Source organism: Cryobacterium sp. LW097 (assembly GCF_002205495.2).
GTDB lineage: Bacteria > Actinomycetota > Actinomycetes > Actinomycetales > Microbacteriaceae > Cryobacterium > Cryobacterium zongtaii.
The window spans coordinates 1,260,134-1,285,537 of the sequence record NZ_CP021992.1 but is presented as its reverse complement, the minus strand read 5'-3'; the positions used below and the strand labels follow the sequence as shown (position 1 = coordinate 1,285,537).

The following is a 25,404-nucleotide window of genomic DNA, read 5'->3' as shown; positions in this document are numbered from 1 at the left end:
CCTAGGCTACCGTCCGAGATAGAGGCTCTCCGGAACGTTGAGGCCGTAGATCGGTCGGCCGGACGCCCAGATCACGGCGCAGGCGGCCCGCAACAGGTTGATTCCGTCGTCGCCGACAGCCATGATCTCCACGTCGGCACCGTGGATGCGCACGCTGGCGCCGTCGACCGTGGCCTGGGACTTGTCCTTGGAGAAGACCGTCACGGGGTAGGGCTCGTGCAGCTGGCGCAGGTCCTCGAGGATGAACGTCGGACGCTCCGTGGGGCCGGCCGCCAGGGCCTGCTTGGCCTTGTCGATGCCGGTGAGCACGAGCACCGACGGCATCCCGGCGCGGTTGGCGCCGAGAATGTCGGTGTCGAGCCGGTCGCCGATGAACAGCGGAGCGGTGGCATCGAAGCGTTTGATGGCCTCGAGGAAGATCGGGATCTCCGGCTTGCCGGCCACGAGCGGCAGACGCCCGACCGCGGTGTGCACCGCGGAGACCAGGGTGCCGTTGCCCGGGGCGATGCCGCGGGCCTGCGGAATGGTCCAGTCGGTGTTCGTCGCGATCCACGGAATGCCCGGGTAGTCGCCGTCCTGGGTCACGCCGGCGTTCAGCGCAAAGCTGGCCTCGGCCAGCTGGGTCCAGCCCACGTCGGGAGCGAAGCCCTGCACCACGGCGGCCGGGGAATCCTCGGCGGACCGGGTCACCTCGAAGCCGTGCTTCTGCAGTTCGTCGACGAGACCGTCGCCGCCCACCACCAGGATCCGCGATCCGGCCGGCACCTGCTCCACGAGCAGCCGCATGGCTGCCTGGGGCGAGGTGACGACGTCGGATGGCGCCACGGTGAGACCGAGGTCGGTCAGGTGGCCGGCCACGGATGCATCCGTGCGTGATGCGTTGTTGGTGATGTAGCCCACCCGGATGCTTTCAGCGGCCTTGTTGAGGCCGTCGATCGCGTACGGGATGGCGTGTGGGCCGGCGTAGACGACACCGTCGAGGTCGGCCAGGACCACGTCGATGCCGGCCAGGGGTGTGGCCGGCTCAGTCAACGGGCGTCGTTTCAGGATCTTCGTCCACACCCTTGGCGTCGTCGTGTGATTCGTCATCGGATGAAGCAGCGTCCTCGGTGTCAGTTTCGGTGTCTGAGATGGTGATGGTGTCGTCGGCGGTCTCGAGTTCGTCGGGCGTGTCGGCGTTGTCCTGATCGGACTCGTCCTCGTCCTGGTCGGCGTCCTCGTCCTCGTCTTCATCGAATTCTTCGTCGAGTTCGACGATCTCGATGGTCTCGTCGACGTCGCCGTTCAGAGCGGCGTCCGCGCGGGAGGCACGTTCGTTCCAGACGTCGGCCTCGTCGGTGCGGCCGAGTTCTTCGAGAACCTCGGCGTAGGCGGCGAACAGCTCCGAGCTGTAGGAGAACGCGGTCTTGGGGTCGAGCTGGGCGATTTCGAGCTCGCTCAGCGCGGCCTCGGTCTCCCCCAGGTCGAGACGGGCGCCGGACATGGCGATGGCCAGGGCCACCTGTACGCCGGCGGGCAGGGTGGAGCGGTCCACCGAACGGCCCAGCTCGAGGGCGCGGTCGGGGCGGCCCACGCCGCGTTCGCTGTCCACCATCAGCGGCAGCTGGGCGTTGGAGCCCGAGATACGGCGGTAGGTGCGGAGTTCCCGCAACGCCAGGGCGAAGTCGCCGGTGGCGTAGGCCGTGATGGCCAGGCTCTCGCGCACCACGGCGATGCGGCCGGCGCGACGCGCGGCGCTCATGACGTGGCGGTGCGCCAGCTCCGGGTCTTCCTCGATGACCCGGGCGGCCATGGCCAGGTGACGGCCCACGGCTTCCGCGTTGTCTTTGGTGAGGGTCTTGAGCTCATTGCGGGCGATGCGGTCGAGGTCCTCGGACGTGATGTCGTCGGGCAGCTCGGGGTCGTCGTGACGCGGGCGCACCGAACGCAGCTCGCGCTGCATGCGCTGCTCTTCGGTCATCTCCTCTTCGACGACGCGGGCGTCGCGGTCACCGCGGGCGGGGGCGCCTTCGCGGGTCCACAGCTTCTTGCCGGAGTCGCGGGGAGCTCCGGCGCGGGTCGGCGAGCCGCCGCGGGCGCTGTCCTTCAGCCACGGCTTGTTCTCGGTGTCGCGCTGGGGACGGTCGGAATTGCCCTTGTACGCGGGACGGTCTCCGTCGCGCTGCGGACGGTCGGAGTTGCCCTTGTACGCGGGGCGGTCGCTGTTGCCCTTGTACGCGGGACGGTCGCCGTCACGCTGCGGACGGTCGGAGTTGCCCTTGTATGCCGGACGGTCCGAGTTGTACGCGGGACGATCGCTGTTGCCCTTGTACGCCGGACGGTCGCCGTCACGCTGCGGGCGGTCGGAGTTGCCCTTGTATGCCGGACGGTCCGAGTTGTACGCGGGACGGTCGCTGTTGCCGCGGTAGGGAGGACGGTCGCCATCGCGCTGCGGGCGGTCCGAGTTGCCCTTGTACGCCGGACGGTCCGAGTTATATGCCGGGCGGTCGCTGTTCCCGCGGTAGGGAGGACGGTCGCCATCGCGCTGCGGGCGGTCCGAGTTGCCCTTGTACGCCGGACGGTCCGAGTTATATGCCGGGCGGTCGCTGTTCCCGCGGTAGGGAGGACGGTCGCCATCGCGCTGCGGGCGGTCCGAGTTGCCCTGGTACGCCGGGCGGTCGCTGTTCCCGCGGTAGGGAGGGCGGTCGCCGTCGCGCTGCGGACGGTCAGAGTTGTAGGAAGGACGATCGCTGTTGCCCTTGTACGTGGGACGGTCGGAGTTGCCACGGTAGGGAGGACGGTCACCATCGCGCTGCGGACGGTCCGAGTTGCCCTGGTACGCCGGGCGATCGCTGTTCCCGCGGTAGGGCGGGCGGTCGCCATCGCGCTGCGGACGGTCGGAGTTACCCCGGTACGGTGCACGCTCCCCGCCCTGCGGACGGTCGGAGTTGCCACGGTACGGAGGGCGATCGCCATCACGCTGGGGACGGTCATTTCCGCCGGTGTTGCCACGGTACGGCGGACGGTCTCCGTCGCGCTGCGGGCGGTCGGAGTTGCCGCGGTACGGCGGGCGGGCGCCGTCCTGGTTGGGTCGGTCCGACCCTCCGCGACCACCCTGGTAGCCGCCGGTGCGACGATCGCCGCTCCCGTTGTCGCGTGCGTCGTTCCCGTTGCGTTCCGTGGGGGTCACTGTTTATCTCCTGTAGGTGTGGCTATACGTACCGGACTACTTCTCCAGCGTACGTTAACGGCAAAATGGCCACCCGAATGGGTGGCCATTTTGACTAAGTTAAGTCCGGCGGTGTCCTACTCTCCCACAGGGTCCCCCCTGCAGTACCATCGGCGCAAAGAGTCTTAGCTTCCGGGTTCGGAATGTGACCGGGCGTTTCCCTCTTGCTATGGCCGCCGAAACAATGTGCGATGCCCCGACACCAAGGTGCCGGCCATCAAGTCGTTTCGAACCATCAAGCTTCGATTGCTCTAGTCTACAGGACATCACGGCTGGCCGCCTCCGCGAGCCGTGAGTTAGGCACCGAAAACTCGCGCATCCTGGTGCTTTTCTCACAGTTCGCGGAACCGGGGTGGGTGGGGGTTAAACGCAGAAAAGCCACCCCGGTGGGGTGGCTTTTCTGTTTTTTCTAAGTTAAGTCCGGCGGTGTCCTACTCTCCCACAGGGTCCCCCCTGCAGTACCATCGGCGCAAAGAGTCTTAGCTTCCGGGTTCGGAATGTGACCGGGCGTTTCCCTCTTGCTATAGCCGCCGAAACACCTGGTGATGGTGAATCGATTCTATATTTTTTAGTTATAGAGCCCTCCGTGGAGGGCGTTTGTTCTCGACCGTACATCGAGAACCACATAGTGGACGCATAGCAGCTTATTCAAACTGAGTGTTATCAAATTATCGGCTTATTAGTACCGGTCAGCTCCAAGAGTCTTTAGTCCTCTCTTCCACATCCGGCCTATCAACGCAGTAGTCTAGCTGCGAGCCTCTCCCCCTAAGGGATGGAAATCTCATCTCGAAGCCGGCTTCCCGCTTAGATGCTTTCAGCGGTTATCCGTTCCGAACGTAGCTAATCAGCGGTGCTCCTGGCGGAACAACTGACACACCAGAGGTTCGTCCATCCCGGTCCTCTCGTACTAGGGATAGATCTTCTCAAATTTCCTGCGCGCGCAGCGGATAGGGACCGAACTGTCTCACGACGTTCTAAACCCAGCTCGCGTACCGCTTTAATGGGCGAACAGCCCAACCCTTGGGACCTACTCCAGCCCCAGGATGCGACGAGCCGACATCGAGGTGCCAAACCATGCCGTCGATATGGACTCTTGGGCAAGATCAGCCTGTTATCCCCGAGGTACCTTTTATCCGTTGAGCGACAGCGCTTCCACAAGCCACTGCCGGATCACTAGTCCCGACTTTCGTCCCTGCTCGACTTGTCAGTCTTACAGTCAAGCTCCCTTGTGCACTTACACTCGACACCTGATTGCCAACCAGGTTGAGGGAACCTTTGGGCGCCTCCGTTACTTTTTAGGAGGCAACCGCCCCAGTTAAACTACCCACCAGGCACTGTCCCTGAACCGGATCACGGTTCGAAGTTAGGTATCCAATATGACCAGAGTGGTATTTCAACGATGACTCCACCTGAACTAGCGTCCAAGCTTCAAAGTCTCCCACCTATCCTACACAAGCCACACCGAACACCAATACCAAGCTGTAGTAAAGGTCACGGGGTCTTTCCGTCCTGCTGCGCGTAACGAGCATCTTTACTCGTAATGCAATTTCGCCGAGTTCGCGGTTGAGACAGCTGGGAAGTCGTTACGCCATTCGTGCAGGTCGGAACTTACCCGACAAGGAATTTCGCTACCTTAGGATGGTTATAGTTACCACCGCCGTTTACTGGGGCTTAAATTCTCAGCTTCGCCTTGCGGCTAACCGTTCCTCTTAACCTTCCAGCACCGGGCAGGCGTCAGTCCGTATACATCGTCTTGCGACTTGGCACGGACCTGTGTTTTTAGTAAACAGTCGCTTCCCACTGGTCTCTGCGGCCTTCGAACGCTCCAGGAGTAAATCCCTTCACGCCTCAGGCCCCCCTTCTCCCGAAGTTACGGGGGCATTTTGCCGAGTTCCTTAACCACGATTCTCTCGATCTCCTTAGTATTCTCTACCTGATCACCTGAGTCGGTTTGGGGTACGGGTGACTAAAACCTCGCGTCGATGCTTTTCTTGGCAGCATAGGATCACTGATTTCGCCCTTACGGGCTACCCATCGGGTCTCAGGCTTAATGAACGACGGATTTGCCTATCGTTCGCCCTACATCCTTAGACCGGGACAACCATCGCCCGGCTCAGCTACCTTCCTGCGTCACACCTGTTAATACGCTAACCGCACCAGCATAGGGTCGCACGCTAGGCCTCACGCTTCACCCCGAAGGGATCCATCTAGAGGATTCAGATGCTTAGCATTACTGGATTAGCTTGGACGGTTTTTCATCAGTACGGGAATATAGACCCGTTGTCCATCGACTACGCCTGTCGGCCTCGCCTTAGGTCCCGACTTACCCAGGGCGGATTAGCCTGGCCCTGGAAACCTTGATCTTTCGGAGGACGGGTTTCTCACCCGTCTTTCGCTACTCATGCCTGCATTCTCACTCGTGTAGCCTCCACGGCTGGTTTACACCGCCGCTTCGCTGGCCACACGACGCTCTCCTACCCATCAACACGGCTGAACCAACACCACAAGGGTGCGGCTTACCAAAAATATCAATGCCACAACTTCGGTGGCGTGCTTGAGCCCCGTTACATTGTCGGCGCGGAATCACTTGACCAGTGAGCTATTACGCACTCTTTCAAGGGTGGCTGCTTCTAAGCCAACCTCCTGGTTGTCTATGCAACTCCACATCCTTTCCCACTTAGCACGCGCTTTGGGACCTTAGATGGTGGTCTGGGTTGTTTCCCTCTCGACGATGAAGCTTATCCCCCACCGTCTCACTGCTGCGCTCTCACTTACCGGCATTCGGAGTTTGGCTAACGTCAGTAACCTTTTAGGGCCCATCGGCTATCCAGTAGCTCTACCTCCGGCAAGAAACACGCAACGCTGCACCTAAATGCATTTCGGAGAGAACCAGCTATCACGAAGTTTGATTGGCCTTTCACCCCTATCCACAGCTCATCCCCTCCATTTTCAACTGAAGTGGGTTCGGTCCTCCACGACGTCTTACCGTCGCTTCAACCTGGCCATGGATAGATCACTTCGCTTCGGGTCTAGGACATGCGACTGAATCGCCCTATTCAGACTCGCTTTCGCTACGCATTCCCCTCTCGGGTTAAGCTCGCCACATATCACTAACTCGCAGGCTCATTCTTCAAAAGGCACGCTGTCACACCAACAAAGGGTGCTCCAACGGTTTGTAAGCAAACGGTTTCAGGTACTATTTCACTCCCCTCCCGGGGTACTTTTCACCTTTCCCTCACGGTACTTGTTCACTATCGGTCATGTAGGAGTATTTAGGCTTATCAGGTGGTCCTGACAGATTCACACGGGATTTCTCGGGCCCCGTGCTACTTGGGATACTCTTCGCGCCATTGGAACATTTCGACTACGGGGTTCGCACCCTCTATGACCAGGCTTTCAATCCTGTTCGTCTATATTCCTTTGTAACGCTCACTGTTCGGCAGAATCAGCAGAAAAGTCCCGCAACCCCGACCATGCAACGCCTGCCGGCTATCACACATGATCGGTTTAGCCTCTTCCGGGTTCGCTCGCCACTACTAACGGAATCACTATTGTTTTCTCTTCCTGTGGGTACTGAGATGTTTCACTTCCCCACGTTCCCTCTACCCGCCCTATATATTCAGGCGGGAGTCACCAGGTCACCTTGCGGGCCTGGCGGGGTTTCCCCATTCGGACATCCTCGGATCACAGTTCGTTTATCAACTCCCCGAGGCTTATCGCAGATTACTACGTCCTTCTTCGGCTCTACATGCCAAGGCATTCACCGTTTGCTCTTGAAAATTTGAAATCACATGAGTTTGAATCGATTAAGTGCCGCGAATAAATTCGCGACCGAAATTGACCAATGATCACACACTTCGAAAAGTGTGTTGATCTTTGTAATTTGACCCCGAAGGGTTCAAATTTAAGATGCTCGCGTCCACTGTGTAGTTCTCAAAGTACGGGCGGTACCCCTTACGACCAGCGGCTCCATCACTGAAGCTCGACTGCTGACCGAAAAAGGTCCAGAGGAAAAGTCCACTCACCACTCGAAAGTGATTCGTGTTCCGGTCCCTCAGGACCCAACAGCGTGCATATACATTCCCTCGACAACCAAACCGGTCCAACCCCCGAAGGAGCGTACTGAGTTCAACTGTTCTGTTTCTGTATCAATGTCAATGTTCCACCCATGAGCGCCATCGAAGAACATTCGTCTTCGTATGACTTGGCAGTGTTACTCCGCTGTATACAGACGGCACTGCTGTGCTCCTTAGAAAGGAGGTGATCCAGCCGCACCTTCCGGTACGGCTACCTTGTTACGACTTAGTCCTAATCACCGATCCCACCTTCGACAGCTCCATCCCTTGCGGGTTTGGCCACTGGCTTCGGGTGTTACCGACTTTCATGACTTGACGGGCGGTGTGTACAAGGCCCGGGAACGTATTCACCGCAGCGTTGCTGATCTGCGATTACTAGCGACTCCGACTTCATGAGGTCGAGTTGCAGACCTCAATCCGAACTGAGACCGGCTTTTTGGGATTCGCTCCACCTTGCGGTATTGCAGCCCTTTGTACCGGCCATTGTAGCATGCGTGAAGCCCAAGACATAAGGGGCATGATGATTTGACGTCATCCCCACCTTCCTCCGAGTTGACCCCGGCAGTATCCCATGAGTTCCCACCATTACGTGCTGGCAACATAGGACGAGGGTTGCGCTCGTTGCGGGACTTAACCCAACATCTCACGACACGAGCTGACGACAACCATGCACCACCTGTATAGAGACCTTGCGGGGCGACTGTTTCCAGCCGTTTCCTCTATATGTCAAGCCTTGGTAAGGTTCTTCGCGTTGCATCGAATTAATCCGCATGCTCCGCCGCTTGTGCGGGCCCCCGTCAATTCCTTTGAGTTTTAGCCTTGCGGCCGTACTCCCCAGGCGGGGAACTTAATGCGTTAGCTGCGACACGGAGACCGTGGAATGGTCCCCACATCTAGTTCCCAACGTTTACGGCATGGACTACCAGGGTATCTAATCCTGTTCGCTCCCCATGCTTTCGCTCCTCAGCGTCAGTTACGGCCCAGAGATCTGCCTTCGCCATTGGTGTTCCTCCTGATATCTGCGCATTCCACCGCTACACCAGGAATTCCAATCTCCCCTACCGCACTCTAGTCTGCCCGTACCCACTGCAGGCCCGAGGTTGAGCCTCGGGTTTTCACAGCAGACGCGACAAACCGCCTACGAGCTCTTTACGCCCAATAATTCCGGACAACGCTTGCACCCTACGTATTACCGCGGCTGCTGGCACGTAGTTAGCCGGTGCTTTTTCTGCAGGTACCGTCACTTTCGCTTCTTCCCTACTAAAAGAGGTTTACAACCCGAAGGCCGTCGTCCCTCACGCGGCGTTGCTGCATCAGGCTTGCGCCCATTGTGCAATATTCCCCACTGCTGCCTCCCGTAGGAGTCTGGGCCGTGTCTCAGTCCCAGTGTGGCCGGTCACCCTCTCAGGCCGGCTACCCGTCGTCGCCTTGGTGAGCCATTACCTCACCAACTAGCTGATAGGCCGCGAGTCCATCCTTGACCGAAATTCTTTCCAACTCCTAGCCATGCGGCTGAAGTTCGTATCCGGTATTAGACACCGTTTCCAGTGCTTATCCCAGAGTCAAGGGCAGGTTACTCACGTGTTACTCACCCGTTCGCCACTGATCCAAGGAGCAAGCTCCTCTTCACCGTTCGACTTGCATGTGTTAAGCACGCCGCCAGCGTTCGTCCTGAGCCAGGATCAAACTCTCCGTAAATGTTTAATAGCCTCACCGAGCAAGCCCGGCGGGCACATCTAGTGCCGAAAGCCACCGGAATAGGCGAACAATCAGCAAGTTTGAAACTGACAGAACAAATCATTACTGACTTGCTTTGTTGTTTAAATGTTTTCCAAAGGAATCTCTTTCGCGGTATCCCCTAGAAAGGGACCCTACGACCGAGGTTTTTGGCATTTGACATTGTGCACGCTGTTGAGTTCTCAAGGATCGGACGCACCCAGCCGCCGGCCAATTGACCTTTGCACTGAGGCACTTCGATGTTGTTCTGTTTCCGTCAAGCCCGGCAGTTCGAATGAATTCGCTGCCAACACTTGGAAGTGGTCCCGCTTGAGGCCGGGAAGCTCTTCGGCTTTCCGCACCTGTGGGGTGACAAGAGATGACATTACGCGGGTTCCGAATGCCCCGCAATCCCGGGAGCATCCCGGGCGTGTCGCAGATAGACACCCGCCCGCAATGCGGCCGTAACCTGCCGGTCACACAGCGGGCGGGCGGGGTCTATTCGACGAAAACGCCGGCGAGGGTCTTCTTGCCACGACGGAGCACGGCCACTCCCCCGGGCAGGACCGATCCCTCAACGGTGGCCGTCTCATCGGTGACCTTCACGTTGTTCAGGTACACGCCGCCCTGGCCGATCGCGCGGCGGGCTTCACCCAGGCTCTTGGTCAGTCCGGTGTCCACGAGTAGCTGCATTACCTGCGCCTGCGGGAACGTCGTGGTGTTCGGCAGTGCCCGAAGCGCCGACTCGAGGGTTTCGGCATCAAGATCGGCGAGCTCGCCCTGACCGAAGAGGGCCTGCGTGGCCCGAATGGCCGCATCCGTCGCCGAGACACCGTGCACCAGGCTGGTCACCTCGTAGGCGAGGGTGCGCTGGGCTTCGCGCTTGAACGGCTCGGTGGCCACCAGCTCCTCGAGCGCATCGATCTGCACGCGAGTGAGGAACGTGAAGATCTTGAGCCGGGCGATGACGTCGGCGTCGTCGGTGTTCAGCCAGAACTGGTACATCGCGTACGGGCTCGTGAGAGTGGGATCCAGCCATACCGCGTTCCCCTCGCTCTTGCCGAACTTGGTTCCGTCGGTGTTCGTGATCAGCGGGGTGCCGATCGCGTGCACGCTCGTGCCCTCCGCGCGGTGGATGAGGTCGGTGCCGCTGGTGAGGTTGCCCCACTGGTCGCTGCCCCCGGTCTGCAGCACACAGCCGTGGCTGCGGTAGAGCTCGAGGAAGTCCATGCCCTGCAGCACCTGGTAGCTGAACTCGGTGTAGCTGATGCCCGCGTCGGAATTGAGCCGTGCGCTCACCGCATCCTTCTTGAGCATGGTGCCCACCCGGTAGTACTTGCCGATGTCGCGCAGGAAGTCGATCGCCGACAGCGGCGCCGTCCAGTCGAGGTTGTTCACCAGGGTGACGGCGTTGTCGCCCTCGGCGCTGAGGAAGCGGGTGACCTGAGCCTGCAGGTAGCCGACCCACTCGTTGACGACCTCCGGAGTGTTCAGCGTGCGCTCCGCCGTGGGGCGCGGGTCGCCGATGAGCCCGGTGGACCCGCCGACGAGGCCGAGCGGCCGGTGGCCGGCTAGCTGCAGCCGACGCATCAGCAGGAGTTGAACCAGGTTGCCGAGGTGCAGGCTGGCCGCGGTGGGGTCGAAGCCGCAGTAGTACGTGATCGGGTCTCCGGCGAGCAGGGCGCGCAGCGCCGACTCATCGGTGGAAACGTGGACCAGGCCACGCCAGGAGATTTCCTCCCAGACGTCGGCGAAGGTGGGATCGTTGGCTTGCTGAGCAAGGATGCTGGGGTCTGACACGAAGCCAGATTACCAGCGCAGGCGGCCGGGTTCTCGGGATTCAGCCTCCGACACGGGCCGGATATCAAGCCCTGAAGCTAAATACAGCTGGATTAATGCTTGAAGCTTGATTAGGCTGTGATTAGGACGGAGGCTTAACCCATGTTTGTGATTACCGCCGATCAAATCGACAGCCGCCATGATCGTGATCGCGCCAGCGACATGATCGCCGAGTTGGTGCAGCGCCACGCCGAGGCTTTCACGCTGCCCCCCGACCAGACCTCCGGCGACGAGATCCAGCTCCTCGTCGGCACGGCCGCCGACGCGTTCGCTATTGTGCTTGATCTGCACCGCACCGGATTCTGGAGCGTCGGGGTGGGCGTCGGCCCGGTGCGCACCCCGCTACCGGCCACCACCCGGCAGGCCACGGGTGACGCGTTCATCGCCGCCAGGGCCGCGGTGACCCGGGCCAAACGGGCCGAGGCCCGCTTCGCGCTGGACACCCCGCCCGCCGCGGACCGGCCCGGAACTTCGACAGCCACGGAAGTGGAGGCACTCGTGACGATGCTGCTCCTGCTGCGCCAGCGCCGCAGCGGTGAGGGGTGGGAGGCGGTGGACCTGCTCGAGAACGGGCTCGCGCAGACCGACATCGCCCGCAGGCTCGGCATCTCCACGGCCGCGGTGAGCCAGCGAGTGAAAAGCGCGCAGTGGAAGGTGGAGCGCGCCGCGCACCCGGCACTGGTTAGGCTGCTAGACAATCTTGACAGTGACACCGTCGACAACGACACCCACGACAGCGACACCCACGACAGCGACACCAGCGAAATGGATGGCCTCCGCCGATGAATGCCCTGACTTCCCTCGACGTCGTGCAGTACCTGTACTGGGTGCTCCTGCTCCTGGTCACAATGGCCTCGTTGATCCTGGCCGTCCTCGCCTTCCGGCTGGGAAAGCAGCCGTTCGCGATCGCGTCGGCCGGGGCGTTAGGCGGGGCCCTGCTGCTCGCCGCCCTCCCCCTCGGGGAGGCGCCGGTGGTCTTCGGGGTGGTCATCGGCCTGGCCGCGCTGGCGTTGGCCGTGATCGGCGGCGGTCCGGCCGCCGTACTGGCCCTGCAGCTGGCCACGAAGAACTCGGTGGCGCCCGGCAGCCACGGCGGCATCCTCGTCGGCACCGAGTCCTCCCCCGCCGCCGACACGGCATCCGTCGGCGATGCGGTCCCGTCGACTGCGGTGCACGAGGTGCTGCGCGGCGGTCTCACCATCGGCATCCTGGAGCGTTTGGCCGTCGCCGGCGCGATCCTGGCGGGCTTTCCCGAGGCCCTCGCCGTTGTCGTCGCGATCAAGGGCGTCGGCCGTTTCACCGAGCTGGCATCCTCTGAGGCGCGCGAACGGTTCATCATCGGTACATTCGCCAGCCTCATCTGGGCGTGCGCCTGCGCCATCCTTGTGAGCCTCGCGCAGTCCTGACGCCGGCTGCGGCCGCCCGCACACATGAAAACAAGCCCGGCCCGCAGGATCATCCTGCGGGCCGGGCTTGTTGGTTGCGGGGTGCTTAGTCTTCGAGCACCGCGTCGAGGGTGATCTCCACGCCGGTGAGCGCCTTGCTGACCGGGCAGTTCTCCTTCGCGGCCTGCGCCGCGGCGAGGAAGGTCTCACTGTCGATGCCGGAAACCTCACCGGAGACGGTGAGGTGGATGCCGGTGAGGCGAAAGCCACCGGCGGGGTCGGCACCGAGGGTGACATCCGCGGAGACGTCCAGGGCCTCGATGGTTCCGCCACTGGCGGCCAGTTCGGCGGAGAGCTGCATGGAGTAGCAGGCGGAGTGGGCGGCGCCGAGCAGTTCCTCAGGGCTGGTGATCCCATTGGCGTCGTCAGCGGCGCGCCGGGGGAACGACACGTCGTGGGTGCCGAGCTGCGAGCTCGTCAGTTCGACCTGGCCTGCGCCGTCGTCGAGAGTTCCGGTCCAGGCTGTGCGGGCGGTACGTGTGGGCATTGATGCTTCCTTCTGTGTCGCTTTTCTGGGGATAGCCAGAGTAACTGGCCGGTAGGTATGAGAATCATTGGAGTGCGTGCGGATGCCGTCGGTACGCGGACACCGTCCGGTCCCCCGGAATCCAGAACCGCCAGGCGTACTCGGTGCCGCCGCCGGGGCCGCTCACTCCGGTCCGCGGGCCGGTCTGCATCGCCGGAGCCGCCTCGGCCAGGGTCAGCTCGAACGGTTCGGCGCCGAGGTCGGCACCGTCCTGGTGCAGCCCGATACCCAGCGCCTGGGTGAGGCGGGCCGGGCCGCGCGCCAGGTCCCGCACAGCCACCGTCGGACCGCGACGGGCGCGAGCCGACTCGTGGCCCGCCACGATCTCGCCGGCCCGCAGCAGCACCGCCGACGCCTCGCCCTCGGGAGAGCAGACGATGTTGGCGCACACGTGCATGCCGTAGCTGAAGTACGCGTACAGGTGACCCGGCGGCCCGAACATGGTGGTGTTTCGATCGGTGCGCCGACGGAAGGCGTGCGAGCCGGGGTCCGTTCCGGCCAGGTACGCCTCCACCTCGGTGATGCGCAGCACGGTGTCGCCGTGCCGGAGCAGGCCGCCCAGCAGCAGCGGAGCCACGTCGACCGCGCCCCGGGCGAACAGGTCAGGGTCGACGGTCATCCGCAGCGTTTTCGTCGGGGCGTGCCGGTGCTCAGCGGTACGCTCAGCGAGCCAACGCCGTGGCCAGGGAATGCACCCGGGCCACCAGGGCGGCGCGCTGCTCGGCGACGCGCACGGGCGCGGTGCCGGCCTGGCCGTCACGGCGGTTGACCGAGCCCTGGATGGTGAGCACCTCGCGCACCTCGGGAACGAGGTGCGGCGAGATCTCCGCGAGTCCGGCGTCGTCGATCTCGTGCAGGTCGAGGCCCTGGGCCTCGGCGACCTTCACCAGGGTGCCGGTGATCTCGTGCGCGTCCCGGAAGCTGACGTGCCGTTTCACCAGCCACTCCGCAACATCCGTGGCCAGCGAGAAGCCCTGCGGCGCCAACTCGGCCATGCGCTCGGTGTGGAAGGTAATCGTGGCGATCATGCCCGTGAACGCGGGCAGGAGCACCTCGAGGGTTTCGATGGAATCGAAAACCGGCTCCTTGTCCTCCTGCAGGTCGCGGTTGTACGCCAGCGGCAGGCCCTTGAGGGTGGTGAGCAGCCCGGTGAGGTTGCCGATCAGCCGACCGGACTTGCCGCGCGCGAGCTCGGCGATGTCGGGGTTCTTCTTCTGCGGCATGATCGACGACCCCGTGGAATAAGAGTCGTGCAGGGTGACGAAACCGAACTCGCGGGTGTTCCAGAGGATGATCTCCTCGGCCAGGCGGGACAGGTCGATGCCGATCTGCGCCGTGATGTAGGCGAATTCGGCCACCAGGTCGCGGCTGGCGGTGCCGTCGATGGAGTTCTCCACGACGGCGCCGAACCCGAGTTCGGTGGCGATGAGGGTCGCGTCGAGGCCGAGGGTGTTGCCGGCCAGTGCGCCGGAGCCGTACGGGGAGGAATTCGCCCGCTTGTTCCAGTCCGTGAACCGTTCGAGGTCGCGCACCAGCGGCCAGCAGTGCGCGAAGAGGTGGTGGGCCAGCAGCACCGGCTGCGCGTGCTGCAGGTGGGTGCGGCCGGGCATGATGGCGGTCTCGTTCGCCTCGGCCTGCGCGGCGAGGGCGTCGATGAGGTCAACGACGAGCCGGGCGATGACGGCGGCGTGGTCGCGCAGCAGCATCCGCACCAGGGTGGCGACCTGGTCGTTGCGGCTGCGGCCGGCCCGCAGCTTGCCGCCGAGTTCGGTGCCGACGATGTCGATCAGCCCGCGCTCCAGCGCCGAGTGCACGTCTTCGTCGGTCGCGGCCGGCTGGAACCGGCCATCGTTGACGGCCTCATCGAGGGTGTCCAGGCCGGCGAGCATGCCGGCCAGTTCGTCCTCGGTGAGGTAGCCGGCAGCGGCCAGGGCACGCGCGTGGGCGCGCGACCCGCGGATGTCGTACCCGGCCAGCTGCCAGTCGAAATGGGTGGATTTGCTCAAGCGCGCCAACTCCGGCGACGGTCCGCCGGCGAAGCGGCCGCCCCAGAGGGCGCCCGCCTCACCCGCACGGTTGATGCTCGTGTCGCCGGTCATGCCGGGACCTACTTCGCGGCCTGGTCGCGGCGGGCCGCGATCTTGCTCGGCAGGCTCCACAGCTCGATGAAGCCCTTGGCCATCGACTGGTCGAACGAGTCGCCGGTGTCGTAGGTGGCCAGGTCGAAGTCGTACAGGCTCTGCTTGCTCTGACGCCCGGTGACGACGGCGGTGCCGGCGTGCAGCGTCATCCGGATGTCGCCGGAGACGTACTTCTGGGTGTCGTCGATGAAGGCGTCCAGCGACTTCTTCAGGCCGGAGAACCAGAGGCCGTCGTAGACGAGCTCGCTCCACTTGGCTTCGACGCCGCGCTTGTAGCGGGCGACGTCGCGCTCGACGGTGACGTTCTCGAGCTCTTCGTGCGCCGTGATCAGGGCGATTCCGGCCGGGGACTCGTAGACCTCGCGGCTCTTGATGCCCACGAGACGGTCTTCGACGATGTCGATGCGGCCGACACCCTGGTCGCCGGCGAGCTTGTTCAGCAGCACCACGGCCTCGAGCGGGGTGACCGGCTTGCCGTCAACGGCAACGGGAACGCCCTGGTCGAAGGTGATGATGACCTCGGTGGCCTCGCGCGGGATGGACGGGTCCTGCGTGTAGGTGTATAGGTCCTCGATCGGCGCGTTCCACGGGTCTTCCAGGAAGCCGGTCTCGACGGCGCGACCCCAGACGTTCTGGTCGATGGAGTACGGGCTCTTCTTCGACTGCGCGATCGGCAGGTTGTGCAGCGCGGCGTACTCGATGGCTTTGTCGCGGGTCAGCGCGAAGTCGCGCACCGGAGCGAGCGAGGTGAGCTCGGGGGCCAGGGCCGTGACGGCGGCTTCGAAGCGCACCTGGTCGTTGCCCTTGCCGGTGCAGCCGTGCGCGACACTGTCGGCGCCGAGGGCGCGGGCGGTGGCGGCGAGGTGCTTGGCGATCAGCGGGCGGCTGATCGCGGAGACCAGCGGGTACCGCTTCTGGTACAGCGCATTGGCCTTGAGCGCCGGGACGATGTAGTCGTTGGCGAATTCGTCCTTGGCGTCGACGACGATCGACTCCACGGCGCCGCAGTCGAGGGCGCGCTGTCGGATGACATCCATGTCCTCGCCCTCTTGTCCGACGTCGACAGCCAGTGCGACGACCTCTTTGCCGGTGGCGTCCTTCAGCCAGCCGATGCCCACCGAGGTGTCAAGGCCCCCGGAATATGCCAGTACAACCCGCTCAGCCATGGTTCTCCTTCATAAGTTTTGCGTGATTCAAGTTTATTGGTGGTGCGTGCGAGCCGGCGGTTAGCGCGCGTTGTGCGCGAGCAGCCAGACGAGCAGCGCCTTCTGGGCGTGCAGGCGGTTTTCCGCCTCGTCCCAGATGATGCTCTGAGGACCGTCGATAACCTCGGCCGTGACTTCGTAACCACGGTCGGCCGGCAGGCAGTGCATGAAGTGCGCGTCGGGTTTGGCCAGGGCCATCAGGTCGGCGTCGACGCGGTAGCTGCCGAGGGAGCCGAGCCGGATGGCCTTTTCCTCTTCCTTGCCCATCGACACCCAGGTGTCGGTGATGACGACATCAACGCCGGCAACGGCCGCGGCCGGGTCGGTGAACAGGGCCACGGAACCGCCGGTCTGGGCGGAGATGGCCTCCGCGTCGGCGACGACCTGCGGGTGGGGGGTGTACCCGGCCGGCGAGGCGATGCGCACGTGCATGCCGGCGGTCGCCCCGGCGAGCAGGTAGGACTGCGCCATGTTGCAGGCGCCGTCGCCGAGGAAGGTCAGGGTCTGACCGGCGAGGTCGCCGCGGTGCTCCCGGATGGTGAGCAGGTCCGCGAGCAACTGGCAGGGGTGGAAGTCGTCGGAGAGCGCATTGACCACGGGCACCGTGGTGTTCAGGGCCATCTCTTCAAGTCCGGCCTGGCCGTAGGTGCGCCACACGATCGCGGCGACCTGACGCTCGAGCACCCGGGCAGTGTCAGCGGCGGTTTCCTTGCCGCCGAGCTGGCTGCTCGCGGTGCTGATGATCAACGGGCTGCCGCCGAGGTCGGCGATGCCGACGGCGAACGAAACCCGGGTGCGGGTGGAGGACTTGTCGAAGATCACGGCGACAGTTTTCGGTCCGGCCAGCGGCTGGACCGAGAATCGGTCTCGCTTCAGTTCCAGGGCCAGATCGAGGATCTCGGCCTGTTCGGCCGGAGAAATGTCGTCGTCGCGCAAGAAATGGCGGGTCACGGGGTCACTTTCGCTGAATTCTGAGGTGTAATGCGGGATTCCTCCACCTTATCTCGTGGCGGGTTACCTAGTGGCGGGCACGAGACCCGAACTGGTCACACGGGCCAGGGCCGCCCGAAAACGCTCGTCGAAGTCGGCCAGCTCGGCATCACCGACGATCAGTGGCGGTGCGATCCGGATGCTGAATTCGTTCGCGGCGTTCACGATCAGGCCTTCAACCAGCGCGGCGGCGGCCAGCTTGAGGGCCACCGGTTCGCTCAGGCCAATGCCCAGCAGCAGCCCGCGGCCACGCACTTCACTGATCAGGGGCGAATCCATGCCGACGAGGAGCTCACGGATCTCCTCGCCGCGACGGGCGGCGTTGCCGACGAGGTCGTCGCGTTCGATGACACCCAGCACCGCATTGGAGGTGGCCGTGACGAACGGGTTGCCGCCGAAGGTGGAGCCGTGCTGGCCGCGGAGGAACAGGTCGCTGGTGTCGCCGAAGGTGACGAGCGCTCCGATCGGCACTCCCCCACCGATGCCCTTGGCGACCGTGACGGCATCCGGCAGCACGTTGGAGTGTTCGTAGGCGAACCACTTGCCCGTGCGGCCGGCGCCGGTCTGCACCTCGTCGATGATGAGCAGCACGCCGTGCTGGGTGCAGAGCTCGCGGGCGCGGTGCAGGTAGCCCTCGGGCAGGTCGATGACGCCGGCCTCACCCTTGACGGGTTCGAGGAACAGTGCGGCGACGGTGTCGTCCAGTTCACGCTCGAGGGCGGCGATGCTGGTCTCGATGTGCTGCACGCCACCGGGAACGGGTTCGAACGGGGCGCGCATCAGCGGCTTGCCGGTGAGGGCGAGCGCGCCCATGGTGCGGCCATGGAACGAGTCGTTCAGCGCGAGGATCCGGCTGCGGCGACCGCCGGCGGTGTTCAGCCGGGCGAGCTTGAACGCGGCCTCGTTGGCCTCGGCTCCGGAATTGCAGAAATAGACCCGGCCGGCGTCGCCCGCACCGGTGAGGCGTTTGAGCCGCTCGGCCAGCTCGATCTGCGAGGGCGAGGCGAAGTAGTTGGAGATGTGCGCGAGGGTGCCGATCTGCTGCTGGGCGGCGGCGACCATGTCGGGGTGGGCGTGGCCGAGGGAGTTGACGGCGATGCCGGCCAGGAAGTCGAGGTATTTGGTGCCGTTCTCGTCCCAGACGTAGCAGCCCTCACCGCGCACCAGCACGGCCAGCGGGGGCGACAGGGTTTTCATCATTGCGTCTGCGTAGCGTTCGTGCAGGGTCATGCGGGAACCACCTCAGTACCGATACCGCTTCCGGTGAAGATTTCGACCAGGATCGAGTGCGGCACTCGACCATCGATGATCGCCGCTTTGGCGACGCCGCCCTCGACGGCGTCCAGGCAGGCTGTCATCTTGGGGATCATTCCCGATTCGAGATCGGGAAGCAGGGTGCGGAGCGCATCGACGTCGATGACCGACACGAGAGAGTCGCGGTTGGGCCAGTCGCTGTACAGGCCGGCCACGTCGGTGAGGATCACGAGCTTGGCGGCGTTCAAAGACACGGCGAGGGCCGCGGCGGCGGCATCCGCGTTGACGTTGAGCGACTGGCCCGGCACCTCAACGTCCGGCGCGATCGACGAGACCACCGGAATCCGGCCGGCGCTCAGCTGCGCGTGCACGGCCTCGGGATCCACGCCGATCACGTCACCCACCAGGCCGAGGTCCACCTCTTCGCCGTCGATGACGACACCGCGGCGGCGTCCGCGGAACAGGCCGGCGTCTTCGCCGCTGAGGCCGGCGGCGAGGGGGCCGTGCGCGTTGATGTGGCTGACCAGGTCGCGGTTGATCTGTCCGGTGAGCACCATCCGCACCACGTCCATGGCCTCGGGGGTGGTGACCCTGTAGCCACCGCGGAATTCACTCTCGATACCGAGGCGGGCGAGCATCGCGGAGATCTGCGGGCCGCCGCCGTGCACCACGACGGGGCGGATGCCCGCGTAGCGGAGGTACACCATGTCCTCGGCGAACGCGCGCTGCAGTTCCTCGCTGACCATGGCGTTGCCGCCGAACTTGACGACGATGATCTGGTCGTGGAACTTCTTCAGCCAGGGCAGGGCCTCGATCAGCGTGGCGGCCTTGACCTTCGCCTCCGCGGGGGTGTTGTCGACGTCGTCGAGGGTGGGAACCTGTGGCGGTGTGGCGGGAGTGGCGGTGCTCATCGGCTCGGTGCTCATCAGCTGGAGTACGCGCTGTTCTCTTCGACGTAGTCGTGGGTGAGGTCGTTGGTCCAGATCGTGGCGCCCGCGGTGCCGGCGTGCAGGTCGATGACCACCGAAACGGCGCGCGGGGTGAGGTCGACCAGCTCGCGCGGCTGGTCCGGCTCGCCCGCCGTACAGACCTGGATGCCGTTGATGGCCACATCGATGCCATACGGGTCGAATGCCGCGTCGGCCTCGGGGATGGTGCCCACCGCGGCGAGCACCCGGCCCCAGTTGGGGTCGTTGCCGTAGATCGCGGCCTTGAACAGATTGCTGCGCGACACGGCGCGGGCCACCGTGACGGCCTCGGTTTCGGACGCGGCGTTACAAACCTCGATGGCCACATCGTGCGAGGCGCCCTCGGCGTCGCCCTGCAGCTGCAGGGTCAGGTCGCGGCACAGGTTGGTGAGCGCGGTGGTGAATTCTTCGGGGTCCGCGTCGACGCCGCTGGCGCCGGAGGCCAGCAGGCTGACGGTGTCGTTGGTGGACATGCAGCCGTCGGAGTCGAGCCTGTCGAAGGTGACCCTGGTGGTTTCCCGCAACGCGGCATCCAGCTGTGCGGAGGACAGGACGGCGTCGGTGGTGATCACGACGAGCATGGTGGCCAGGCCGGGGGCGAGCATCCCGGCACCCTTGGCCATCCCGCCGATGGTCCAGCCGGCCGGGGACACCTGGGTGGCCTGCTTGGGCCGGGTGTCGGTGGTCATGATCGCCTGCGCGGCGGCGAGGCCGGCGGCGGCGGATGATGCGACGGCGTCCTTGAGGGCCACGCCGGCGTCGAAGACGCCCGCGGTGATCTTGTCGAGGTCGAGCTGCTCGCCGATCAGGCCGGTGGAACAGACCAGTACGTCGCCGGAGGAGACCTGGAGCTGTTCGGCGACGGCCTCGGCGGTGGCGTGGGTGGTCTGGAAGCCGATGCTGCCGGTGTAGCAGTTGGCGCCGCCGGAGTTGAGGACGATGGCGCTGACGCGGCCGTCGCTCATCACCTGCTGGCTCCAGATGATCGGGTTGGCCTTGCACCGGTTGCTGGTGAACACCGTCGCGGCGTTGGCGAGCGGGCCGAGGTTGGCGACGATGGCCAGGTCGAGGCCACCGGACTTCTTGAGGCCGGCGGTGACGCCGGCGGCGGCGAATCCGGCGGGGGCGGTGACGCTCACGGGGCAACTCCATTCGTGCTGAGACCCCGGGTTTCGGGCAGCCCCAGGGCAATGTTGGCGGATTGGATGGCGGCGCCGGCGGTGCCCTTGACGAGGTTGTCGACGGCGGTGACCGTGACCACCCGACCGGCGGCTTCGTCGATCGCGAGGCCGATGAGGGCGGTGTTGGCGCCGAGAACGTCGGCGGTACGCGGGAACTGGCCGGTCGGCAGGACGTGCACGAACGGTTCGTCGGCGTAGAGGGATTCCCAGGCGTGGCGCACGGCGGCGGCGCTGGTGCCAGGTACCAGTCGGGCCGTCGAGGTGGCGAGGATGCCGCGCGACATCGGCACGATCACCGGGGTGAACGACACGGTGGGCCCGGTCGCGCCGGCCCAGCGCAGGCTCTGCTGGATCTCGGGGATGTGCCGGTGGCTGCCGCCGACGGCGTAGGGGTTGGCGGAGCCGAGGATCTCGGCGGCGAGATTGGGCACCTTGAGGCTCTTACCGGCGCCGGAGGGGCCGACGGCGAGCACGGCGACGATGTCGGCCGGTTCGATCACGCCCGCGAGGATGCCGGGGGCCAGGGCGAGGGCGACCGTGCTGGCGTTGCAGCCCGGCGCGGCGATGCGGCGGGCGCCGATCAGCCGGTCACGTTGCCGGCCGCCGCCGACGGGCAGTTCGGGCACACCGTAGGCCCAGGCGCCGAAGTAGTCGCCGCCGTAGAACGCGGCCCAGTCGGCCTCGCTCTCGAGGCGGTGGTCCGCGCCGCAGTCCACCACGAGGGTGTCGGCACTCAGTTGGGCGGTCAGTGCCCCGGATGCGCCGTGCGGGAGGGCGAGGAAGACGACGTCGTGGCCGGCCAGGGTGGTCGCATCCGTGTCGGCCAGCACGAGGTGGGACAGTGAGCGCAGGTGTGGTTGCACGTCGACCAGGCGCTGGCCGGAGTTGCTGTGCGCAGTGACCGTGCGCACCTCGAAATCGGGGTGAGCGGCCAGCAAACGCAGCAGCTCACCGCCCGCATACCCGCTGGCGCCCGCAACCGCTACCGAAAAGACCATGGACCAAACCTACCCGGACGCCAGCACAGCCCGACAATCGCGCATTGCCCAATGAAGCCCCGCGGCACGCGCAAGTCCCCGCGGCACGCGGTAGCCCCCGCGGCACGTGCAAACCCCCGCGGCACGCGCAAGTCCCCGCGGCACGCGCACCAAAACGTGCCGGCGTGCTCGGGACGTGCCGCCACGCTCGAGACCTGCCGCCACGCAGCCCGACCGGATCAACCCGGTTCGGCGAAAGGAGTGACGGCAGGGCTCGGCAGCGTCGAAATTATTCGCGTAGGTGCGCTCCGTAGCGGGCGGCGGCGAGTTGCACGCCGGCCAGCTTCGCGTCGCTGGCCTCTGCGGCGGTGAGGGTGCGGTCCGGCGCCCGGAACCGCAGCGCGAAGGTGAGCGACTTCTGCCCGGCCTCGATGCCCGTTCCGCGGTAGTCGTCGACCAGCTCGATGCTTTCCAGCAACGTGCCGCTGCCCTCCCGCACGGCCGTGAGCACGTCCCTGGCCGGAACCTGCACACCCACCACGAGCGAGAGGTCCTGGGTGGCGGCGGGCTTGGTGCCGATCACGGTGGCCTGCAGCTCCCCGGTGACCTGGGCAAAGACCGCGGACAGGTTGAGCTCGACGACCGCGACCACGGCGGGCAGGTCGGCGCCGCGGGCCACGGCGGGCAGCAGTTCGCCCGCGAAGCCCACCGACAGCTCGCCGGCATCCGTGGCCACGAACAGCTCGGCGGTGCGGCCGGGGTGCATGGCCTGGTGGGTGCCCTGGCGCACCAGGATCGGCAGGCCGAGCGCGAGGCCGATCTGCGCGACGGCGGTGAGGGCGTCCTGCCAGGATGCGGCGATGGGTGCCTGGCCGGGCTGGTGCCGCACGGTGTTGCCGAGCAGCACGATACCGGCGGTGAACGGCTGCGGCGGGATGCCGGCGTTCAGTTTCGCCTCGAGTTCGGCGCTGGGCCGCACCGCGGCCGGCGGCACGATGGTGCTGCCGTAGCTGACGCCCTCGACCGGGCGGAAGACCGAGCCGAGCTCGAAGATCGCCAGGTCGGTCGAGCCGCGGGACAGGTTGCGGTGTGCGATCTGCAGCAGGCCGGGCAGCATCGAGGTGCGCATGAACGGGGCCTCGCCGTCGAGCGGGTTGGCGACCTTGATCTGCGGAACCGTGCTGCTGGCGGGGTCGCCGAACAGGTTGTTCGCCTTCTCGGCGACGAACGGGTAGGCCAGCACCTCGGTGTGTCCGGTGGCGGCGAGCACCGTGGCGACCGAGCGCTTGAGCTGCTGGGTGCGGGTGAGGCCGCGGCCGGGCGGGGCGATGGGCAGCACAGACGGGATGCGGTCGTATCCGACGATGCGGGCGACCTCCTCGGCGAGGGTCCACTTGTCGGTGAGGTCCGGACGCCAACTCGGCGCGGTCACGGCCAGGCCGGTCGCGGTCTCGGTCATCGAGGCGCCGATCTCGGCCAGCGAGGTGCGCACCTCCTCGCGGGTGTACTCCAAGCCGATCAGGCCGGAGACGAAGCCGGTGGGCAGGTCGATCGGGGCACGCTCCGGGGTGGCGTCGTGCAGCGAGCCGAGTCCGTCGGCCACTCCCCCGGCGAGTTCCACGAGAAGCTGCACCACCCGGGCGGCAGCCACGGCGGCAACCTCGGGGTCGACGCCGCGCTCGAACCGGCGGGACGCTTCGCTGGGCAGCTTGTGCCGGCGGGCGGTGCGTGCGATCGACACCGGGTCGAAGTTCGCGGCTTCGATCAGCACGTTGGTGGTTCCTGCGCCGATCTCGGTGGTCGCGCCGCCCATCACACCGGCGAGGCCGATCGGGCCGGACCCGTCGGTGATCAGCAGGTCTTCGGGGTTGAGGGTGCGGGTGACGTCGTCGAGGGTGACGAGCTTCTCGCCGGGCTGCGCGCGACGCACGACGAGGCCGCCGGTGAGCTTGTCGAGGTCGTAGCCGTGGATCGGCTGGCCGAGTTCGATCATCACGTAGTTGGTGATGTCCACGATCAGCGAGATCGAGCGGATCCCGGCCAGCTTGAGCCGGGCGATCAGCCAGGCCGGCGACGGCCGGGTGGGGTCGACGCCGCGCACGACGCGGGTGACGAAGACGCTCGCGCCGATGCGGTCGCGGATCGGGGCGGTGTCCTCAATCGAGACCGGGAATACCTCGGTGGACGCTGTCGCGGTGACGGCCAGGGCCGGGTCGCGGAAGGTCGCTCCGGTGGCGTGCGAGTACTCGCGGGCCACTCCGCGGATCGAGAAGGCGTAGCCGCGGTCGGGGGTGACGTTGATCTCCACGGCGGAGTCGTCCAGGCCCAGCAGGCTGATCGCATCCGTGCCCACCTCGGGGTCGAGCCCGAGGTCGCCGAGCACCAGGATGCCGGCGTGCTCGTCGCCGAGGCCGAGCTCACGGGCCGACGCGATCATGCCGTCGGAGACGTGGCCGTAGGTCTTGCGCGGCGCGATCGGGAACGGGCCGGGCAGCACGGCGCCGGGCAGGGTCACGACGACCTTGTCGCCGACGACGAAGTTGTGCGCGCCACAGACGATGCCGTGAATGGCGGGGCCGCCGTCGGCGGCGAGTTCGCCGTCCGCGGCGACGCGCACCTGGCACCAGTTGATGGTCTTGCCGTTGGTCTGCACCTCACCGACGAACTCGAGAACCTGGCCGACCACGATGGGTCCGGTCAGCTCGAAGCGGTGGATCTCTTCTTCTTCCAGGCCCACGCTCACCAGGGCGGCGTGCACGGCTTCGGGGGTGGTGCCGGGTTCGACGTCGACGAATTCGCCGAGCCAGCTCAGGGGAACGCGCATCAGACGGCCATCCCATACTGCTGGCTGAACCGAACGTCGCCTTCGACCATGTCGTGCATATCCTTCACATCGTTGCGGAACATCAGTGCTCGTTCGACGCCGACGCCGAACGCGAATCCGGAGTAGACCTCGGGGTCCAGGCCCGCGGAGCGCAGCACATTGGCGTTGACCATGCCGCAGCCGCCCCACTCGATCCAGCGGGCACCGTCCTTGAAGGTGGGGTGCCAGAGGTCGAGCTCGGCGCTCGGCTCGGTGAACGGGAAGTAGTTGGGGCGCAGGCGCACCTTGGCTTCGTCGCCGAACAGGGCCTTGACGAAGTGGTCGAGGGTGCCGCGCAGGTGCGCCATGGTGAGGCCCTTGTCCACGGCGATGCCCTCGATCTGGTGGAACACCGGGGTGTGGGTCGCGTCGAGCTCGTCGGTGCGGTAGACCCGGCCGGGCGCGATGCGGTACACGGGCGGCTCGGTGCCGAGCAGCGCGCGCAGCTGCACGGGCGAGGTATGGGTGCGCAGCACCAGGTGCGCCTCGGGCGGGTCGATGAAGAAGGTGTCCTGCATGGCGCGGGCCGGGTGGTCCTCGTCGAAGTTGAGCGCGTCGAAGTTGAACCACTCGCTCTCGAGCTCTGGTCCTTCGGCGACCTCCCAGCCCATGCCCACGAACACGTCAGAGACGCGTTCCTGCAGCAGGGTGAGCGGATGGCGCGCGCCGGCCCGCCAAGTGGAGGCGGCGGCGGTGACGTCCACGGCTTCAGCGGCGAGCTGGGCGGTGGCCTCGGCTTCGACGATGGCGGCTTCGCGGGCGCCCAGCGCCTGGTTCACCCGGGCGCGGGCCTGGCCGACGAGCTTCCCGGCGGCGGCCTTCTGGTCGCCGGGCACGCTGCGCATGAGGGCGTTCAACGCGGCCAGCGGCGAGGCCTCGCCGACGTGCGCCGAGCGCACGGCCTTGAGGGCGACGGAGTCAGTCGCGGCGTCGATGGCCGCGAGGGCGGCGTCGACGGCCGCGGTGACAACGGGTTCGGATATTTCAGTGGGGGCAGACACGAGACCCAAGTTTA

16 protein-coding genes and 4 rRNA genes are annotated in these 25,404 nt (G+C 65.4%); 2 read left to right on the top strand and 18 right to left on the bottom strand.

The window, feature by feature from the left end; genetic code table 11:
- Positions 1-6: 6 nt before the first annotated feature.
- From B7495_RS05925 to tyrS, 7 genes are all read right to left on the bottom strand, one after another.
- On the bottom strand, positions 7-1,089 hold the full coding sequence (locus B7495_RS05925) for an HAD-IIA family hydrolase (RefSeq protein WP_088455760.1): 1,083 nt from the start codon (positions 1,087-1,089) through the stop codon (positions 7-9).
- Complete coding sequence (locus B7495_RS19310) at positions 1,025-3,169, bottom strand: primosomal protein (RefSeq protein WP_240632422.1); 2,145 nt, start codon at positions 3,167-3,169, stop codon at positions 1,025-1,027. Before B7495_RS19310 ends, B7495_RS05925 begins: the two co-directional genes overlap by 65 nt.
- 103 nt (positions 3,170-3,272) lie before the next feature.
- Positions 3,273-3,389, bottom strand: a 5S ribosomal RNA gene (gene rrf / locus B7495_RS05915).
- Between the two features lie 237 nt (positions 3,390-3,626).
- Positions 3,627-3,743: ribosomal RNA gene (gene rrf / locus B7495_RS05910) — 5S ribosomal RNA — on the bottom strand.
- A 124-nt stretch (positions 3,744-3,867) separates the two neighbouring features.
- Positions 3,868-6,995, bottom strand: a 23S ribosomal RNA gene (locus B7495_RS05905).
- A gap of 466 nt (positions 6,996-7,461) precedes the next feature.
- Positions 7,462-8,982 (bottom strand): 16S ribosomal RNA (locus B7495_RS05900).
- Together the 16S, 23S and 5S rRNA genes form the textbook arrangement of a ribosomal RNA operon.
- A 516-nt stretch (positions 8,983-9,498) precedes the next feature.
- The gene (gene tyrS, locus B7495_RS05895; protein WP_088455759.1) at positions 9,499-10,800 is read right to left on the bottom strand and encodes a tyrosine--tRNA ligase; all 1,302 of its coding nucleotides are present in this window, start codon (positions 10,798-10,800) and stop codon (positions 9,499-9,501) included.
- 141 nt (positions 10,801-10,941) lie between these two features.
- Between tyrS and B7495_RS05890 the strand changes: the two genes are divergently transcribed.
- Positions 10,942-11,625, top strand: a complete 684-nt coding sequence (locus B7495_RS05890) for a DNA-binding protein (protein WP_205748715.1) — start codon at positions 10,942-10,944, stop codon at positions 11,623-11,625.
- Complete coding sequence (locus B7495_RS05885) at positions 11,622-12,245, top strand: hypothetical protein (RefSeq protein WP_088455758.1); 624 nt, start codon at positions 11,622-11,624, stop codon at positions 12,243-12,245. The genes B7495_RS05890 and B7495_RS05885 overlap by 4 nt, the downstream gene beginning before the upstream one ends.
- Positions 12,246-12,330: 85 nt before the next feature.
- Here B7495_RS05885 and B7495_RS05880 read toward each other — a convergent pair whose 3' ends face one another.
- The 11 genes from B7495_RS05880 to pheS all read right to left on the bottom strand — a co-directional run bounded on the left by B7495_RS05880 (position 12,331) and on the right by pheS (position 25,390).
- Positions 12,331-12,771 carry an OsmC family peroxiredoxin gene (locus B7495_RS05880; protein ID WP_088455757.1) on the bottom strand — a complete coding sequence of 147 codons (441 nt, stop codon included), beginning with the start codon at positions 12,769-12,771 and terminating at the stop codon, positions 12,331-12,333.
- Positions 12,772-12,835: 64 nt separating this feature from the next.
- Complete coding sequence (locus tag B7495_RS05875; protein WP_088455756.1) at positions 12,836-13,429, bottom strand: DNA-3-methyladenine glycosylase; 594 nt, start codon at positions 13,427-13,429, stop codon at positions 12,836-12,838.
- Positions 13,430-13,472: 43 nt separating this feature from the next.
- Positions 13,473-14,909: an argininosuccinate lyase gene (gene argH, locus B7495_RS05870; RefSeq protein WP_088455755.1), complete on the bottom strand. Its 1,437-nt coding sequence runs from the start codon at positions 14,907-14,909 to the stop codon at positions 13,473-13,475.
- A gap of 8 nt (positions 14,910-14,917) precedes the next feature.
- Positions 14,918-16,117, bottom strand: coding sequence for an argininosuccinate synthase (locus B7495_RS05865; protein ID WP_088455754.1), 1,200 nt, complete (start codon positions 16,115-16,117; stop codon positions 14,918-14,920).
- A gap of 60 nt (positions 16,118-16,177) precedes the next feature.
- On the bottom strand, positions 16,178-17,107 hold the full coding sequence (argF, locus tag B7495_RS05860) for an ornithine carbamoyltransferase (RefSeq protein WP_088455753.1): 930 nt from the start codon (positions 17,105-17,107) through the stop codon (positions 16,178-16,180).
- Positions 17,108-17,170: 63 nt separating this feature from the next.
- Entirely contained in the window at positions 17,171-18,376 is a 1,206-nt protein-coding gene (locus B7495_RS05855; RefSeq protein WP_088455752.1) for an acetylornithine transaminase, read from the bottom strand.
- Positions 18,373-19,311 (bottom strand): acetylglutamate kinase, encoded by a 939-nt coding sequence (argB, locus tag B7495_RS05850; RefSeq protein WP_088457930.1) that lies wholly within the window; start codon positions 19,309-19,311, stop codon positions 18,373-18,375. The genes B7495_RS05855 and argB overlap by 4 nt, the downstream gene beginning before the upstream one ends.
- A gap of 14 nt (positions 19,312-19,325) precedes the next feature.
- Entirely contained in the window at positions 19,326-20,507 is a 1,182-nt protein-coding gene (gene argJ, locus B7495_RS05845; protein WP_088455751.1) for a bifunctional glutamate N-acetyltransferase/amino-acid acetyltransferase ArgJ, read from the bottom strand.
- On the bottom strand, positions 20,504-21,547 hold the full coding sequence (gene argC, locus B7495_RS05840; RefSeq protein WP_088455750.1) for an N-acetyl-gamma-glutamyl-phosphate reductase: 1,044 nt from the start codon (positions 21,545-21,547) through the stop codon (positions 20,504-20,506). Before argC ends, argJ begins: the two co-directional genes overlap by 4 nt.
- 268 nt (positions 21,548-21,815) lie before the next feature.
- A complete protein-coding gene (gene pheT / locus B7495_RS05835) occupies positions 21,816-24,350 on the bottom strand; it encodes a phenylalanine--tRNA ligase subunit beta (RefSeq protein WP_088455749.1) in 2,535 nt (844 codons plus the stop codon).
- Positions 24,350-25,390: a phenylalanine--tRNA ligase subunit alpha gene (gene pheS, locus B7495_RS05830; RefSeq protein WP_088455748.1), complete on the bottom strand. Its 1,041-nt coding sequence runs from the start codon at positions 25,388-25,390 to the stop codon at positions 24,350-24,352. Before pheS ends, pheT begins: the two co-directional genes overlap by 1 nt.
- Positions 25,391-25,404 lie beyond the last annotated feature (14 nt).

Bases quoted from the DNA above. Each gene is read 5' to 3' on its own strand.
- B7495_RS05925 (WP_088455760.1), bottom strand. From the start codon at position 1,089: ATGACGAATCACACGACGACGCCAAGGGTGTGGACGAAGATCCTGAAA.
- B7495_RS05890 (WP_205748715.1), top strand. From the start codon at position 10,942: ATGTTTGTGATTACCGCCGATCAAATCGACAGCCGCCATGATCGTGAT.
- B7495_RS05885 (WP_088455758.1), top strand. From the start codon at position 11,622: ATGAATGCCCTGACTTCCCTCGACGTCGTGCAGTACCTGTACTGGGTG.
- B7495_RS05880 (WP_088455757.1), bottom strand. From the start codon at position 12,771: ATGCCCACACGTACCGCCCGCACAGCCTGGACCGGAACTCTCGACGAC.
- B7495_RS05875 (WP_088455756.1), bottom strand. From the start codon at position 13,429: ATGACCGTCGACCCTGACCTGTTCGCCCGGGGCGCGGTCGACGTGGCT.
- argH (WP_088455755.1), bottom strand. From the start codon at position 14,909: ATGACCGGCGACACGAGCATCAACCGTGCGGGTGAGGCGGGCGCCCTC.
- B7495_RS05865 (WP_088455754.1), bottom strand. From the start codon at position 16,117: ATGGCTGAGCGGGTTGTACTGGCATATTCCGGGGGCCTTGACACCTCG.
- B7495_RS05855 (WP_088455752.1), bottom strand. From the start codon at position 18,376: ATGACCCTGCACGAACGCTACGCAGACGCAATGATGAAAACCCTGTCG.
- argB (WP_088457930.1), bottom strand. From the start codon at position 19,311: ATGAGCACCGCCACTCCCGCCACACCGCCACAGGTTCCCACCCTCGAC.
- argC (WP_088455750.1), bottom strand. From the start codon at position 21,547: ATGGTCTTTTCGGTAGCGGTTGCGGGCGCCAGCGGGTATGCGGGCGGT.
- pheT (WP_088455749.1), bottom strand. From the start codon at position 24,350: ATGCGCGTTCCCCTGAGCTGGCTCGGCGAATTCGTCGACGTCGAACCC.